The sequence below is a fragment of the Paenibacillus sp. BR2-3 genome, assembly GCF_046529485.1.
In the GTDB taxonomy this organism is placed as follows: domain Bacteria; phylum Bacillota; class Bacilli; order Paenibacillales; family Paenibacillaceae; genus Paenibacillus_AQ.
This window is the reverse complement of the sequence record NZ_CP126311.1, coordinates 4,798,506-4,814,008: the sequence shown is the minus strand read 5'-3', so window position 1 is coordinate 4,814,008 and position 15,503 is coordinate 4,798,506. Positions and strand designations below refer to the sequence as shown.

Here is a 15,503-nt window from a genome sequence, read left to right as displayed (position 1 = left end):
CCGTTCAGAAACCCTAAGCAGTACCGCCTTCTATCAGCTCAACCGGTAAAACATTCTCCATAGCAACAGCGTTACCTTCCACCTGCTCAAGGATTAAATCTACGGCCAGCTTGCCCATTTCCTCAATAGGCTGGCGAATGGTCGTGATGGAAGGGGTCAGCAGGCTGCGCAGAGAAATTCCGTCATATCCCACAATTTTCACGTCTTCAGGTACCCTTCGACCGCTTTCGCGGCACGCTTTAAGTGCATAGGCGGCAATCATATCGCTGCTTGTAAATATGCCGTCCACATCAGGATGCTCCAGAAACAGCTGCTCCAGCAATACCTCATATTCTTGAAAGTTAAAGCCGTTGATATCCGTATGCAGGGAGGTGTGCCAAATTTCCCGCTGCTCCGCGATATCCTGGAACGCCTTATATCTCCCCTGGGACAATAAATTCAAGTGCGGATGTCCACCGATATGCGCCAGCTTCCGGCAGCCCTTGTCTGCCAGCAGGGCAGTCGCCAGTATTCCGCCATTATAGTTATCTGAACAAATATAGGGAATATCCTCCGAAATCTTCCGGTCGAACGAAACAACCGGTAAATGAATTTGCTGGTAAGCCTCAACCTCCAGCGTATGACTGCCCATAATGATACCGTCTACCCTGCTGGCACGCAGCATGTCAATGTAGTCCATTTCCTTGCTTTTGTCCAATAGGGAATTGCATAGCAGCAGCTTATACCCTTTACGGTAAGCGTGATCTTCAATATGGCCTGCCAATTCACCGAAAAACGGATGGGATACGTGAGGAATAATTAACCCGATAATATTGGACTTGGAAAGGCTAAGTGAACGGGCCAGCTCGTTCGGACGATAGTTCAGATCCTCCATAGCTCCGTACACCTATGTTTTTAACTCTTCGCTCAAATAGCCTCTGTTATTCAGCACTCTGGATACGGTGGTGACCGAAACGCCGGCCTTCAGTGCAACATCTTTTATTGTAGGCATTTCAGTCGTCTCCTCAAAATTATACTTCCTTAAGGAGGGATTCCTCTCCAGTAACCTCGTCGGCATAATGAATCGAAAACTGACGCGTAACCAGATCAGCCTGCAGGGTTGCCCGCAGCTTCCCGTGATTCCAGGTTAATTCTAACTTGGAAGGCACACCGGTGTCCACAACGGTAAGCTCTCCGTCAAAGACAGGATAGGTATTGCGGAATCTCATCAGACTGAACAGTCTTTTCAGCACCGGGCGCTCCAGATTTTGCTCAACCTCTTCTCTGGAATAGTAGTGGCGGTTAATATTTCTGCCGACCTTTGTCTCCTCCAGGAGCTCGATATCATTCTTGCCGGCCAGCAAGCCGACATAATACACCTGCGGAATGCCGGGTGTAAAGAACTGGATCGCCCGTGCCAGCACGTAGGCGTCGTCATCGTCGCCTAAAGCCGAATAGTAGGTGCAGTTCAGCTGATAGATATCGAGATTGTTGTAGGCCATGGTGTTGTATACTCTTTTGACGTTGGCGCCCTGAGAGAACAGGTTGTTCTTCGTTTCTTCAACTTCATCAGGAGTAAGCAGGTCGGCTACATCGACAATGCCGATGCCGTCATGCGTATCCAGTGTGGTGAACTGTTTGCGCGGACAGATGGTCAGCCAGTGGGCAAGACGTTCCGACTTGCCGCTGTAAAGCGCGTGAAGCACTAGCATAGGCAAGGCAAAATCGTATACCCAGTAGCCTTTCTCCGCCAGCTTCATTTGAATACTGTAATGCTCATGAATTTCCGGCAGCAGCTCGACTCCGTAGGGTTCAAGAATGGCTTTTACCTCGTCCAGCATCTCCCAGGTATCCGGTTCAATAAAGAAGCAGCTGGTGCCAACCTTCTTGGTAGCGTAGGCGAATGCATCCAGACGGATAATGGAAGCCCCGCGCTCGGACAGCCCCTGCAGATGGTGCTTCACGAACTGTTTGGTGGTTTCTGTGTACAGGTTCAGGTCAACCTGCTCTTCGTCAAAGGTACACCAGATTTTCTCGCTGCTTCCATCGGCAAAGGTTACGTCAATGTAGGGTGCGCGTGGCTTTCGTTTATAGATAGCGTCCACATCTTCCTGAGTCGGCTCGCCGCCGGGCCAGAAATCCTTATAACGGATGAACAGATCGGCGTAGCGGGATTCGTCCTTATTCTTCTGGAAATCGGCGAAGTATTCGGAGCTGCGGGAAATATGGTTAATCATGAAATCATACATCAGATAGAAGTTCTTGTTCATCAAGGCAATATCATCCCAGGAGCCAAAGTCAGGATCTACTTCCTCATAAGTCAATGGTGCAAACCCACGGTCCGCAGAGGACGGGTAGAACGGCAAAATATGTACGCCACCAATGGTATCGGTAAAATGCTTCTCCAGCAGCTCCGCAGTTTCCTGTAAATTGCGGCCCATACTGTCTGCATAAGTAATGAGCATAACCTTATTGTTAATCGTCAATTTCATACTCCCCTGTCATATAGGATTTAGTAATTATGATAACCCTTACAATCCCATTATAATGAAGCTGTTAGCCGTATGTCAACCGGTTGACATAGTGGCGTAAATATTTTTTTAAGAAGAATTCTCTAAATTCAAAGCTTTTTTTGCGCAAAAGAGGAATCAGGAATAGGGCAACGAATTAATATATTGTCGAATTTTCCCGATTTATGGTATAAAGTATGACCTGGAACATAGATGAATAGGAGTGTAGTTATGGGCGAAGATAGAGACCGTCTCAAGTTGTCCAATTGTTGCCTCGCTGTTGTACTGATCGTACTCATATCGACACTATACAAACCGGCAGCAGCCAGCGCGGAAACAAAACCCGTACAGAATGTATTGATCCTCAATTCATACCATAAAGGCTTTGATTGGACCGATGAACAGGGTGAGGGTATGGAAGAGCGCTTGAAAGGCGCAGATACGATCCCAACTATCTATAGCGAATATATGGACTGGAAGCGTTACCCAACGAATGAAAACCTGAATAATTTCTATACCATGATCAAGGCCAAATATCAGACCATACATATTGACGTTATCATTGCCACCGATAATAGCGCATTGGATTTTGCCATGAAATATCGGGAGGAACTGCTAAGCGACGCGCCTATTATTTTTAGCGGTATTAATCAGGTGGGCGTGGACAACATTAACGACCGCAATAACATTACAGGTGTCCTGGAAGAAATTGACCCTACTGCAACGATAGACATGGCTCTGGAGATCAATCCTGCTGTTAAGCGTGTTTATGTGGTTTTTGACAATTCAGAGAGCGGCTTATCCACGGGCAAAATGGTGATCGATAAAATTCTCAACCTGGATCTTGGGCTGCAGGCTTTTCCGATGAACCGCATGTCCAGAGAAGAAATTATGGTCAAAGCCTCCTCGCTCTCTTCGGACAGCATCATACTAATGACTACATACTATAGTGACTCTACAGGAAGAATTACCGAGTTTGACCGTTTTTCCAGTGATCTTAGCAAGAGCAGCTGCGTTCCGGTATATCATATTTATGATTTCGGCTTGAATCATGGGGCTTTTGGCGGGAGTATGATCAGCGGAAGAATCCAGGGCCAGAAGGCCGCTGAAATGGCACTGCGTGTTCTACAGGGAGAAACACCCAATAACATACCTTTGGCCTCCAAAAATACAGTTCGCAAAGTGTTTGATTATCATGAACTGCAGCGGTTCCAAATTTCTTTAAAGAAGCTGCCGGAGGGCAGTGAGGTCATTAACAAGCCTTTCTCCTTCTATGAAACGTATCGGGCTCTTGTGCTCAGTATTATAGGCGCTTTTGTTATTCTCATAACGTTCATTGCCATTCTTCTGTTCTATGTGGGACTGGTCAAGCGGATGAGAAGAACCCTGGAGAAGAGCAACGAGCGTTTTGGATTGGCAACTTATGGATCCAATGCGGTGATCTGGGATGTGGATATGTCCACGATGGTCTACTACTTTTCGGATAGCTGGTATGAGCTGCTTGGCTATGAAAAGGATGAGGTGGATGAATCCCATGGCGGGTGGAGAAAAATACTTCATCCTGAAGATATTGAACAGGAAGACCGCCAGCGGACCCTGCATCTGGAGGGACGCTCGGCCTACTACTACAGTGAATACCGGATGCTTGGCAAATCGGGAGAATATAAATGGTTTCAGGCCAGAGGTAAAGTATTACGGAGCCCAAGCGGGGAATATATCCGTTTTGCCGGGTCGATGATTGATGTAACGGATCGTAAAGTCTATGAAAGTCAGCTGCAAATGAGCTATCAGGAGCTGGAATCGACTTACGAGGAGCTTACGGCGCTGCAGGAAGAGCTGCTGGAGCAGTATAACAAGGTGGTCGAGAATCAGGGACTGCTACAGAATAGCGAGGAAAATTACCGGCTTCTGGCCTATAATGATGTGTTAAGCGGCCTGCCGAACCGGCTGTCCTTGTCGGAGGAGCTGAGAACCTTCATTGAGAAGCGCTCAGGCGGCCATGCAGCTCTGTTCTTTTTGGATGTTGATAACTTCAAGTATATCAATGATACGATGGGGCATACCTTTGGCGATCAATTGCTTGTTAAAGTCGGGGAACGCCTGCTGGGACTGAACAATGGAAGAGGCAAGCATTTTCGTTTCGGCGGCGATGAATTTGTCATTTTACTTAAGAATATTACAGGCTCCAAAGAGGCCACCGCTTATGCGGAGGCTTTGATTCAGGGCTTTAAAGAGCCTTTCCAGCTGGGCGCGAGCACTGTTCACATCTCAACAAGCATAGGAATTGCTGCCTATCCTGAGAATGGAGGCAATGCGGAAGAGCTGCTGAAAAATGCCGATATCGCCATGTACAAAGCGAAGGAGGCGGGCAAAGGAACCTATGTCGTTTATGGACAAAACATGCAGCAGCATTTCGATGAGCGGATGATTATTGAGAAGCACCTAAGAAATGTAATAGCCAATAATGAGCTTACCCTGCATTATCAGCCGCTTATTGACCTGGGTAAAGGAGAAATTTGGGGTTTTGAAGCTTTGCTGCGCTGGAATAGTCCGGTGCTCGGATTTGTGTCCCCGCTTTCTTTTATCAAAATTGCCGAGGATTGCCGGTTGATTATTCCGATCGGGGAATGGGTGCTGAGGACGGCCTGCCGCTTTATGAAAGACCTTCACGACAAAGGCTATGCGGGATATCGTATCTCGGTTAATATTTCAGTCATTCAATTAATGCTGGAGGATTTCGCGGATGGCGTCCTTGCGGTTCTGGAGGATACAGGGCTGTCTCCTCAATATCTGGAGCTGGAGATTACGGAGTCTATCTTTATGGAGTCCTTTGAAGCGATCAGTAAGAAGCTCAAGATGTTAAGAGATAAGGGAATTAGAATTGCTCTGGATGACTTTGGGACAGGGTACTCCTCGCTTAGTTATTTGAAGGAGCTGCCGATAACCACCTTGAAAATAGATAAATCCTTTATCGACCGTATCGATGCGCCGAACAACATGTCACTGGCCAGCTCGATCGTAACCATTGGCCATAATATGGGTCTCAGAGTTACTGCCGAAGGTGTTGAAACGGCGGAGCAGCTTGCTTTTCTCAAACGGACGAATTGTGATAAAGTCCAAGGCTATTATATCAGCAAACCGATTCCCGAACCGGAGGTTGAGGGCTGGATCAAGAAACGGGTGGCAACGAATTATCAAAACTAAGTTCTATATAAAATGAACTGGCAAAACGACAACAGAGTGAGAAGTAACGGGAGGGGAAGTTTGGAACTGTAGGAGCGGTAGCGACCGCCTTTGTCTCCGGATTTCATCCGCGAAAAGCGGGATAATTTAAGAAATTTGGAGACAACAGCGGCCGGAAGTCCAAACATTCCCCGCAGTTACGGCCGACTCCTTATAGTTAATCTCCAGTTCAATTTATCTAGCATAAATATTCATAAAGATTATTATAAATTAGGAGGTTTATAACTGGTAAACATGCCCAACCCATACTATAATAATATAAAAAGAGTTTGATAATTAGAAGGGATGGCGTATATGTTAAAAAAATTATTGGCAAGCGGCTCCATTATGATTTTGGCCTTATTTCTAGTGAGTACTTCCGTGTTTGCTGCAACAAATGAAGCTCCTACTAAAGATCAGCAGGAAGCGTTAAAGATTATTGAGAAAGCTAACAATGAAATCAACCAGAAGATCGAAAAGGCGGTTGAAAAGGCCGATTCGCTGCAGAAAAAATATTTGAACGATATCAAGGACATTGAGCCTTCAAAACTGGCGGAACGCACAGAGAAATATAACGAACAATTAAACGAAATCATTACAAAGCTATATGATGAAACCTTGGAAATCTCCAACGAAGCGATCCAAAAAGCCGCTGAACTTGGTGTTAAGGCAGAGTGCACTTGGGTATTGGTGAAGCTGGCCGATCAGAGTGTTTGGATTGATCCGTTGGTAGTCGGCTTATAAGAAAGGAATTTGCACATGACGGGCCTGAAACTAGGAAAAGGCGGAGATAGAATTGAAACAGAAAAGCATGGCGACTCCGACTTTTCACTATTAGCAAGAGGTGATGGCTCGGAAGTGATTTTCCAAACGATTAAGCAAGGCAAAATGTTTTATGTGCATCCTGCTGAAGAAGCTGAAACGATGGAATTTTTCTACATACTTGAAGGCGAGTGCATCTATAAAAACGATGATGAAAATATAACATTAAAACAAAGCGATTATTTTTATGTTCAACATTTGCAGGAATCGGTTTTTTTTAGTGCGCTAACAGATATGAAAATTTTGTGGTATACTACTCAACCTGCCTTTCATTTGCTTAGCCACAGAATAGTGAAATTAACCAGTGTTGTTAAGCAAGTTGAGGAAAAGGATAATTACACGTACCAACATAGTTGCAGAGTGCAGGAATATTCATTCAAGATAGCCAGAATGCTAAAGCTCTCAAAGGATCGTCTGGAGGATCTATATTTAGCAACCGTATTTCATGATGTGGGGAAGATTAATATTCCGGAGGAGATACTCAATAAGTCCGGACGTTTAACGGAAGAGGAGTTTGACATCATAAAAAGGCATTCCTATGATGGATACGTTATGGTTAAAGATCTTTACTACACTAATATTAGCCATATTATTCTTCAGCATCATGAGCGGTTGGATGGTTCAGGATATCCTTACGGTATTAAGGAGGATGATATTATGCTGGAGGCAAAGATTATAGGAATCGCTGACACCTTCGATGCAATGACATCCGACCGACCGTATCGTAAAGGGCTTGATCCTACCATAGCTATGGCAGAATTAAAGAGATTGTCCGGAATTCACTATGATTCGCACCTTGTTGATCTCTTCGAAAAAGCATTGATTTTAGACGGGATTTTAAAGAAATAGACAAAGAAGTCCATCCAGCGGGTGGCTTTTTTTGTGTAATGACGATATCCATTCGACGACAAATTAACTAATGGTAATCAAACCCTTTTTAAGATATTATAGTATAAATGGGAATAAAGACTATTTTATACATATTGACTTTAGGAAGGTAAGTTTGTTTATGAAACAATTCATCAAGCTATTAAAAAACAAAAACTACAGCCGTCTACTCTTCGCCTCCTTTGTTTCGGAGATGGGTACGATGATTGGGGCTACGGCTTTTATAGTTTATCTATTGCGGAGTTTCTCTGAGAAGCCTTTTTTGACCACACTTTCAGAGCTTATGTCCGCTCTTCCCATTTTGCTAGTGTTTGCCTTTGTGGGAGTCGTAACGGATCGGTTTAATCGTCAAAAGCTTGCCGCCTACAGTCTGTACTGTAGTGCAGGTGTGTCGGTACTTTTGATGCTTGCTGTTATCTTGAAATCTATTCCGTTCATTTTTATATGCTTGTTCCTAAGAACTTCGGTCCACTTCTTCTTTAACCCTGCGCAAGCGTCGCTTGTTCAAGGCGTTCTATCGAAAGAGGATTATATTGTGGCATCCGGGCTAAACCAAATGTTAAAGAGCTCACTTGATCTATTCGGGAAATCTCTGGGGGTTTTTATATTCTGGTTGTGCGGAGTAACGGGTGCTATATTGATAGACACCATTTCCTTTATTCTGGCCGGTTCGCTGATTCTGTCCTGTACATTTGATAAAAAACTGCTGTTGCCTAATGGTGAATCCACTTGGAAGGATCTTCATCTATCCTCAATAGTAAGTGATTATAAAGAAGGTCTGCAATATGCGCTGGGGAACAAGGTGATCAAAATACTTTTGTCCGGCTGCCTGGTGTTTGGCGTGCTGAATTCCTTTTTTGCGCTATTGCCTATATTTTTGTTGAAATATAAATTAGCGCCCGGCAATTATGAAACGATCGTGATGTATGAAGGTTTTGCTGTAGGCTTGGGGATTATTCTAGGTAGCTACATAGTTGCGTTAGTGGCGCGAAGGTTAAAACCATACCAGTTAATTATTCTGGGATTATTTACTACCGGCTTGTTTACTGTAGTGATTGCATTTTCGACCCATGTTATTATGTTTCTACTGTGCATGTTCGCTATAGCGTTCTTTCTTCCCTTAATTAATATGGGGATTGGGGGTTGGCTGCCTGCCCTTGTTGAACCTCAGAAAATGGGGAGAGTCGGGGGGCTCATGACTCCGCTTATCGTAATGTCACAGGTTACCAGTTTATTGGTTCTCTATTTTGTTTTTCCGGCTTTCGTATCTGTCGGATCGCTATTCTTATTTTTAGGCTTCATGCTGATCGGATTTTCCGTCTTTTACGGATATATATTTCCTAAATACATAAGAATTCTACATGAATCCGAAGTGCCAGAGAGTGAAGCTGCAGTCTCTTAAAGGTAGAAGACCAGAAGACCATCCGATGGGATGGCCTTTTTTGCTTGGTTTTTATTTCAATAGTTTACGCGCAAGCTTCACCTTGTTTCCGTAAGGGGGATACACGACCCCGAAGTCAATCTTTGTGCTTCTTTTTACGATGCTTTTGCGGTGGGAGAAGAGATCGAAGCTGTGCTTGCCGTGATAAGCGCCAATTCCCGAGCCGCCAACTCCGCCGAAGGGCAGGTTAGGGCTGGCTATATGGGAGATTGTATCGTTAATGCAACCTCCCCCGAATGAAACTTTGCTCAGAACCTCTTGTTCAACGCCTTTGTCCTCTGTAAACAGATATAACGCCAGCGGTTTGGGATGATCCTTAATGGTCTGGATGGCTTCATTCAGATGGCGGTACTCCAAAATGGGGAGAATCGGTCCGAAAATTTCATCCTCCATAGCGGCATTATCCCAGTTCACAGGGTAAAGGAGCGTCGGCTCGATATAAAGATCCTCTTGTACGACTTTACCGCCCATAATTACCTTCTCCTGATCACGCTTCAGGATTTCGGCGAGTCTTTGGACTTGCCGGGCATTCACGATCCGGCCGTAATCGGGATTGTTCTGCGCATCCGAACCGTAGAAAGCAGTGATATAGTGCTTTATTTTGGTGATAAGCTCACCTGCGATCTCCTGATGGGCAAGTAAATAATCCGGGGCGATGCAGGTCTGGCCGGCATTGATCAGCTTCCCCCAGACGATGCGTTTGGCCGCCAGATCCAGATTGGCACTCTTATCGACAATGACAGGGCTTTTCCCGCCGAGTTCCAGGGTTACGGGAGTGAGGTTTTTGGCTGCAGCCTCCATCACTATCCTGCCCACAGGCACGCTGCCGGTGAAGAAAATATAATCAAACTTAGTATGAATAAGCAGAGAGGTCGTTTCTTTCTCGCCTTCCACGACCCGTATGTATGCCTTATCGAAGGTTTCACCGATCATTTCCCGAATGACAGCCGAGACCGTGGGTGTGCTCTCCGAAGGCTTCAGGACAGCGCAGTTGCCTGCGGCCATAACTCCGATCAGCGGTTCCATGAGCAATTGAAACGGATAATTATAAGGGCCTATGATAAGGACGGTTCCATAAGGCTCGCTAAGTGTATAGCTTTTGGACGGAAATAAATGCAGCGGTGATCGGACCTTCACCGGCTTCATCCACCGTTTCAGCTTCTTGAGCACAGATCCGATACTGTCCAGCACAAAGCCAATTTCGTTGGCGTAGGCCTCAAACTCACTTTTATGCAAATCCTGATTCAAGGAGGAAATGATTCGGCTTTCATTGCGGCGGATGGCATCCTTCAATCTCTGCAGCTGCTGAATCCGAAAGGAAGCTTCTTTGGTATGGCCGCCATCAAAAAACTGCTTATGTTCCTCAAGCATGTCCTCTATATTACGGGAAGTCAGTTGTGACACTGAAAAACACTCCATTCACTATTTGGATAGGCGTTGGGATTGCCTTATTTCGGCAGACGGTAAAAGGCGAACGGCTCGCCATAACGAAAGGAGCTGCTGGCCTGATCGAGTCTTTCCAGTGTATTCGAATCCAATGCAATAGAGACGCTTTTTAAGTTTTCCTGGAGTTGTGCGACCTTAGTGGCGCCCACAATAACAGTGGAAACGGCAGGTCTGCTCATAAGCCAGGCTAATGACAGGGCGGTAGGAGAATGCCCAAGCTCTGTGGCGATCTGCCCTACCGTCTCCCCCAGCTGAATGCGGCTATCGGAGAGGAATCTGGAAAAGTTGGGGTCTGTATCCGCTCTGGACCCAGCGGGAGCTGCTCCGCCAGTATTGTATTTTCCGGTCAGAATGCCGCCGGCAAGTGGAAAATAGGGAATTATACCGACACCTTGATCCTGGCAGAGCGGGAGGAGTTCATTTTCAGGAGTACGGTCGGCAAGGGAGTAGCTGCACTGGATGGATATATACCGGGAGAAGTTTCTCGCTTCACTGATACTGAGGGCTTTCATCAATTCCCAGGCCGTATAGTTGGAGGCGCCAATGTAGCGTACCTTCCCTGAGGAGATCATATCGTCTAATGCCCGCAACGTTTCCTCAAGTGGAGTACGGGGATCAAAAGTATGGATTTGATACAGGTCTACATAGTCCGTTTTTAAGCGGCGGAGGCTGTCTTCCAGCTCCTGCATGAGATGATAACGTGAATAGCCGCTCCCGTTCGGGCCCGGGTTTTTGACCAGTCCGGCTTTGGTTGCCAGAACTGCCTTCTGACGCTTGCCTTCCAGAGCCAATCCAATAATTCTCTCGGATTCTGATCCTGCATAAATATTGGCCGTATCCATAAAGCTAATGCCCTGATCTAGAGCAGCGTCAATAATCTGTATCGAAGTTTTTGGGTCGGCCCGTTTCCCGAAGGCATTGGTACCAAGTCCAAGCAGGGATACTTCAAGTCCACTGTTTCCAAGCTGATGAAATTTCAGGGGAATCACTCCTTTTTAGTAGGCATAGCAAATCCGGTATGATATCTCAAGTATAATTCATTTTGGGGAACATTTATTTTGTTTATGACGGAAGTTGTCGTATCATAGGGGATAAACTTAAGACAAGGAGTGTCCCTATGCCGCAGTCCCAAAGAAAAACGGTTATTTATCTTACATTTCTAGTAACGGTATGGGGTATTAATTGGCCTATATCCAAAATCGCCTTAGCTTATGCACCACCTATATTGTTTGCGGGGCTCAGAACGATTATAGGAGGAATTCTTCTCACCTTGTTTGCCCTGCCAAGGATTAAGGAGCTTCACTTAAAAGAGCGGTGGCCAATCTATTTAACCTCCGCTATATTAAGCATCGTCTTTTATTATGGATTTCAGACGATCGGTTTGCAGTACGTACCTGCCGGACTCTTTTCCGCGATTGTCTTCCTGCAGCCGGTTCTGCTCGGTGTATTTTCCTGGATGTGGCTTGGGGAAACGATGTATGGATTGAAAATTGCCGGTTTGCTGATTGGCTTCTTAGGCGTAGTTTCACTTAGCATGGGGGGATTTACAGGAAGTGTCTCCTTATGGGGGATTGTGCTTGCCTTGGCCAGTGCCCTGAGCTGGGCGCTCGGAACCGTGTATATGAAGAGAAACGCAATCCGTGTCGATAGGCTGTGGATGACTGCAATGCAGATTCTGATCGGAGGCGTGCTTTTACTGATTACCGGAAGCTTCTCGGAGCAGTGGTCCGATATTAGCTGGAACTCTGAATTTATAGCGAATACGTTATTTATTGCTATATTTGTAATTGCCCTGGGTTGGCTGGTGTATTTCAAGCTGATTAATGAGGGGGAAGCGAGCAAGGTGGGTTCATTCACCTTTTTGATCCCGTTAATCTCCATAGGCTCAAGTGTGGTATTTTTGAACGAGCGGATCACTTGGAATCTTGTTGTTGGGCTGGTGCTTATTGTGTGCAGTATTATTCTGGTGAATGTAAAGATTGGACGTCCAGTCCTGGAAAAGCAGGCTGAGTACTAAAGGTAACTAAGGGGGATTATTATGTTTATCCGTACGGATGAGCAGTCGGCGCATGATAATTACAGATTGCTGATCGGCAGTATTGTGCCCAGACCGATTGCCTTTGTGACTTCGGTGGATGAAAATGGGATCGTCAACGCAGCACCGTTTAGTTTCTTCAACATCGTCAATAATGATCCGCCCATGATTATGTTCTCGTGTGGACGGCTGAAGAACGGGGAGCTGAAGGATACCTCCCGCAATATTTTGGGCAGCAAGGAGTTTGCGGTTCATATTGTGGATGAGGAGAATATTGAAAAGGTGAATCATACCTCCATCAATGCTCCAAGCGGCATCAGTGAAATCAGTCTCGCCGGGCTGACAACCGTTCCCGGACAAGCGGTAAAGGTACCGCGCGTGCAGGAATGTAAAATCGCGATGGAATGCAGGCTGTTCCTGGGCTGTAAGCTTGTGGGGGAGTCCCTTTTTTCGTAAGGCGCACATTGCGAGGCAAGGTATCTTCGCCTGCTCACCAACGGGCTCCCCTAAGGTATTCGGCAAAAATAGATGGAATTTCTCCCTTTAATTAGGCTTGGGCAGAATGCCTAGAAAAATTAACGGGGATATTTCCCTCTATATCGAGGTATCAGCCGAAATTAATAGTATTAAGGGGAATTTTTCCTTCTAATTCACTTAAATCGTCGAAATTGAGCGAATTAGAGGGAATTTTTCCTGTAAAGTAAAATAATCCAACACACGCCGAGAGGCGCACTCGTACTGGACAATGCGTTCCTGATTGCCGAGATAGGAGGGGAGCAGCCAGGCCTTTTGTACACATCACTTGCCGCCACCGGACTACTGTATCGGATCATTCCTTCCGGAAAAATAGAAAACGTCCCGTGCCCACTCTGTCGGAGTGGATACGGGACGTTCTTCGTTTCTTTTGTTTCACTATAAGCTTCCAACTACCGAAGCAGCGCGGGATCTACCACAGGCACAAGTCCTTCAGCGGCGGCACGATCCAGCAGGGCGGATATCGCCGCATAGCCGCTGTCACCTAGGTTCATGGAGAAGTCGTTCACGTAAAGATCGATATGTGATTTTGCTACCTCCGGGGCCAGCTCCTGTGCGTGGCTCAGCACATACTCTCTGGAATCCTGGGGATGATCCCAGGCATATTGAAGGGAGCTGCGAATCCAGCCCGTAATGGCCTCCGTATCGAGATCGCGGCGGGCAATGATGGCGCCGAGCGGAATCGGCAGGCCGGTATCGCTTTCCCACCAGCTGCCGAGGTCGGTCAGCATATGGAGACCGTAGGAAGGATAGGTGAAGCGGGCTTCATGAATAACAAGTCCCGCATCTATATGGCCGTCACGCACGGCAGGCATAATCTCATCGAAAGGCATGACGACAATTTCACCGATCCCGTCCGTTACGTGCTGTGCTGCCCATAAGCGGAACAGCAAATATGCGGTGGAACGCTCACTTGGCACGGCAATTCTGCGTCCGGCCAGCCCTTCCGGACGTTTCGCTGATCTGGAGCCGCCATTGGTCAGCAGCAGAGGCCCGCAGCCCCGGCCAAGCGCTCCGCCGCAAGGCAGCAGCTTGTACCGCTCCAGCACCCAGGGCAGGGCGGCATAGGAGATTTTGAGTACTTCGGGACCTTTGCCCTCGGCAGCAAGGCCGTTCGTAATATCGATATCGGCATAGGTGACATTCAGCTTGGGAGCACCCGGCACAAGTCCGTGAGCCAAGGCGTGGAATACAAAGGTATCGTTGGGACAAGGAGAGAATGCAATGTTAAGCTCGCTGGTTGTTACGGTCATTTGAGCACCTCCAATAGTGTAGCGGCGGCTGCCGCGAGTGCATTCAATGCTTCGCCGATCTGCCAGGCGGCCCGGTCGCGCGGGCCGACCGGGTTCGAGATGGCGCGGAGCTCCAGCGCCATCAGCCCCAGCGCATGGGCGGCGACGGCTACGCCGTAGCCTTCCATCGCCTCGGCGGCCGCGCCCGGTACCCGCGCGGCCAGAGCGGCGGCCGTCTCTGCCGTGCCGGTCGCCGTCGAGACGGTAAGCACGGGTCCCGTGCTTACCGCAAGCCCGGCCGCTGCGAGCGCGGCCGCAACCGCCTGCACCGTGCCGGGGTCGGCCGGCACGGACACGCTGCCGAAGCCGAGCTCGGCAGCGCTGCGGAAGCCCTCCGGCGTCTCCGCCCCGAGGTCGGCGGCAATCATCTCGCTGGCTACGACCAGCGAGCCTACGGGCGCCCGCCCCGGGAACCCGCCGCCGATCCCGGCGCTGATGACGCAGCCGTAGGACCCGGCTGCCAGCGCCGCGGCGGTTCCCGCCGCCGCAGCTGCGGTGCCTGCGCCCGCCGCGACAACGTGGAACCTGTCGCTGCCCTGCAGGCCGCGAAGGACCGCGTCCCGCTCCGCCGCGACTGCCGTCACGATCAGCACACGACGTCCCTCCACCGCTTCTCCGGTGGAATCGCCAAAGTGTGAGTCCATTCTCCGCCTCCCTTTTATATACATAAGAATAATATCTGCTGAAATATGGGCACCCTTAGCTTGGATACGCAAGGAAAAGGATACGCCGTTTTGGAGGCGAGGTCAAACGAAGGTCATTTTTTTGCAAAAAAGCCGTTGACAATACCCCTGCAAAGGTATATATTTATCTTAACTTAAAGATAATTAACTTAAAGATAATTAATTATCCGAAGTATCTCATAAGGTTTACATGCAAACATAGGATCGGAGGTGGAACAATGAGCGACAAGGATCAGGCTTCTTCGCTGAAATTATTTGTGGTATTGTCGAAAGCGTACAAGAGTCTGATGGATCAGGCGGTCAAGGATATGAAGAGTCACGGGCTATCCTCAGCAGAGTTCATGGTGCTGGAAGTGCTGTATCACCGCACCCGCATTCCGCTGCAGCAGATCGGGGAGAAGATTCTCGTTACGAGCGGAAGTATTACGTACAATATCGATAAGCTGGAGAATAAGGGATTGCTGAAGCGCGTGCCTTGCAGTGAAGACCGGCGTGTTACTTATGCTGAGATTACAGAAGCGGGCCGGAAGCTTTTTGACGAAATATTTCCCCGTCATGTCTCTTCCATTCATGGGCTTATGGGCGGGTTAAACACCGAAGAGAAGGACCAGGCTATAGAGCTGCTGAAAAAGCTGGGCAAAGGCGTATAGA

12 protein-coding genes and 1 pseudogene are annotated in these 15,503 nt (G+C 47.7%); 7 read left to right on the top strand and 6 right to left on the bottom strand.

Translation table 11 applies throughout. The annotated features are described in order from the left end of the window. Window positions 1–13: 13 nt before the first annotated feature. Window positions 14–991 (bottom strand): annotated as a pseudogene (locus PaeBR_RS23110) (LacI family DNA-binding transcriptional regulator). A gap of 19 nt (window positions 992–1,010) precedes the next feature. Further along, window positions 1,011–2,465: a sucrose phosphorylase gene (gtfA, locus tag PaeBR_RS23105; RefSeq protein ID WP_410512770.1), complete on the bottom strand. Its 1,455-nt coding sequence runs from the start codon at window positions 2,463–2,465 to the stop codon at window positions 1,011–1,013. 255 nt (window positions 2,466–2,720) lie between these two features. Between gtfA and PaeBR_RS23100 the strand changes: the two genes are divergently transcribed. From PaeBR_RS23100 to PaeBR_RS23085, 4 genes are all read left to right on the top strand, one after another. Continuing rightward, window positions 2,721–5,693: an ABC transporter substrate binding protein gene (locus PaeBR_RS23100; RefSeq protein ID WP_410512769.1), complete on the top strand. Its 2,973-nt coding sequence runs from the start codon at window positions 2,721–2,723 to the stop codon at window positions 5,691–5,693. 333 nt (window positions 5,694–6,026) lie between these two features. Then, complete coding sequence (locus tag PaeBR_RS23095; RefSeq protein WP_410512768.1) at window positions 6,027–6,455, top strand: hypothetical protein; 429 nt, start codon at window positions 6,027–6,029, stop codon at window positions 6,453–6,455. Window positions 6,456–6,470: 15 nt separating this feature from the next. After that, window positions 6,471–7,382: an HD domain-containing phosphohydrolase gene (locus PaeBR_RS23090; RefSeq protein ID WP_410512767.1), complete on the top strand. Its 912-nt coding sequence runs from the start codon at window positions 6,471–6,473 to the stop codon at window positions 7,380–7,382. 160 nt (window positions 7,383–7,542) lie between these two features. After that, a complete protein-coding gene (locus PaeBR_RS23085; RefSeq protein ID WP_410512766.1) occupies window positions 7,543–8,823 on the top strand; it encodes an MFS transporter in 1,281 nt (426 codons plus the stop codon). 51 nt (window positions 8,824–8,874) lie between these two features. Here PaeBR_RS23085 and PaeBR_RS23080 read toward each other — a convergent pair whose 3' ends face one another. Together PaeBR_RS23080 and PaeBR_RS23075 are read right to left on the bottom strand one after the other, a co-directional pair. Beyond that, window positions 8,875–10,281 (bottom strand): aldehyde dehydrogenase, encoded by a 1,407-nt coding sequence (locus tag PaeBR_RS23080; protein ID WP_410512765.1) that lies wholly within the window; start codon window positions 10,279–10,281, stop codon window positions 8,875–8,877. A gap of 29 nt (window positions 10,282–10,310) precedes the next feature. Then, a complete protein-coding gene (locus tag PaeBR_RS23075; protein WP_410515286.1) occupies window positions 10,311–11,288 on the bottom strand; it encodes an aldo/keto reductase in 978 nt (325 codons plus the stop codon). A gap of 137 nt (window positions 11,289–11,425) precedes the next feature. On the opposite strand from PaeBR_RS23075, the gene PaeBR_RS23070 reads away from it, so the two are divergent. Further along, window positions 11,426–12,325, top strand: coding sequence for a DMT family transporter (locus tag PaeBR_RS23070; RefSeq protein WP_410512764.1), 900 nt, complete (start codon window positions 11,426–11,428; stop codon window positions 12,323–12,325). 21 nt (window positions 12,326–12,346) lie between these two features. After that, window positions 12,347–12,799 carry a flavin reductase family protein gene (locus PaeBR_RS23065; RefSeq protein ID WP_410512763.1) on the top strand — a complete coding sequence of 151 codons (453 nt, stop codon included), beginning with the start codon at window positions 12,347–12,349 and terminating at the stop codon, window positions 12,797–12,799. A 470-nt stretch (window positions 12,800–13,269) separates the two neighbouring features. Here PaeBR_RS23065 and PaeBR_RS23060 read toward each other — a convergent pair whose 3' ends face one another. After that, complete coding sequence (locus PaeBR_RS23060) at window positions 13,270–14,130, bottom strand: 1,4-dihydroxy-6-naphthoate synthase (RefSeq protein WP_410512762.1); 861 nt, start codon at window positions 14,128–14,130, stop codon at window positions 13,270–13,272. Further along, window positions 14,127–14,813, bottom strand: coding sequence for a futalosine hydrolase (locus PaeBR_RS23055; RefSeq protein ID WP_410512761.1), 687 nt, complete (start codon window positions 14,811–14,813; stop codon window positions 14,127–14,129). Before PaeBR_RS23055 ends, PaeBR_RS23060 begins: the two co-directional genes overlap by 4 nt. Before the next feature lie 257 nt (window positions 14,814–15,070). Between PaeBR_RS23055 and PaeBR_RS23050 the strand changes: the two genes are divergently transcribed. Then, window positions 15,071–15,502 carry a MarR family winged helix-turn-helix transcriptional regulator gene (locus PaeBR_RS23050; RefSeq protein WP_410512760.1) on the top strand — a complete coding sequence of 144 codons (432 nt, stop codon included), beginning with the start codon at window positions 15,071–15,073 and terminating at the stop codon, window positions 15,500–15,502. Window position 15,503: the final 1 nt, after the last annotated feature.

What these genes read in the sequence shown, in the direction of transcription:
- PaeBR_RS23100 (WP_410512769.1), top strand. Translation starts at nt 2,721, where the DNA reads ATGGGCGAAGATAGAGACCGTCTCAAGTTGTCCAATTGTTGCCTCGCT.
- PaeBR_RS23095 (WP_410512768.1), top strand. Translation starts at nt 6,027, where the DNA reads ATGTTAAAAAAATTATTGGCAAGCGGCTCCATTATGATTTTGGCCTTA.
- PaeBR_RS23090 (WP_410512767.1), top strand. Translation starts at nt 6,471, where the DNA reads ATGACGGGCCTGAAACTAGGAAAAGGCGGAGATAGAATTGAAACAGAA.
- PaeBR_RS23085 (WP_410512766.1), top strand. Translation starts at nt 7,543, where the DNA reads ATGAAACAATTCATCAAGCTATTAAAAAACAAAAACTACAGCCGTCTA.
- PaeBR_RS23080 (WP_410512765.1), bottom strand. Translation starts at nt 10,281, where the DNA reads ATGGAGTGTTTTTCAGTGTCACAACTGACTTCCCGTAATATAGAGGAC.
- PaeBR_RS23070 (WP_410512764.1), top strand. Translation starts at nt 11,426, where the DNA reads ATGCCGCAGTCCCAAAGAAAAACGGTTATTTATCTTACATTTCTAGTA.
- PaeBR_RS23065 (WP_410512763.1), top strand. Translation starts at nt 12,347, where the DNA reads ATGTTTATCCGTACGGATGAGCAGTCGGCGCATGATAATTACAGATTG.
- PaeBR_RS23060 (WP_410512762.1), bottom strand. Translation starts at nt 14,130, where the DNA reads ATGACCGTAACAACCAGCGAGCTTAACATTGCATTCTCTCCTTGTCCC.
- PaeBR_RS23055 (WP_410512761.1), bottom strand. Translation starts at nt 14,813, where the DNA reads ATGGACTCACACTTTGGCGATTCCACCGGAGAAGCGGTGGAGGGACGT.
- PaeBR_RS23050 (WP_410512760.1), top strand. Translation starts at nt 15,071, where the DNA reads ATGAGCGACAAGGATCAGGCTTCTTCGCTGAAATTATTTGTGGTATTG.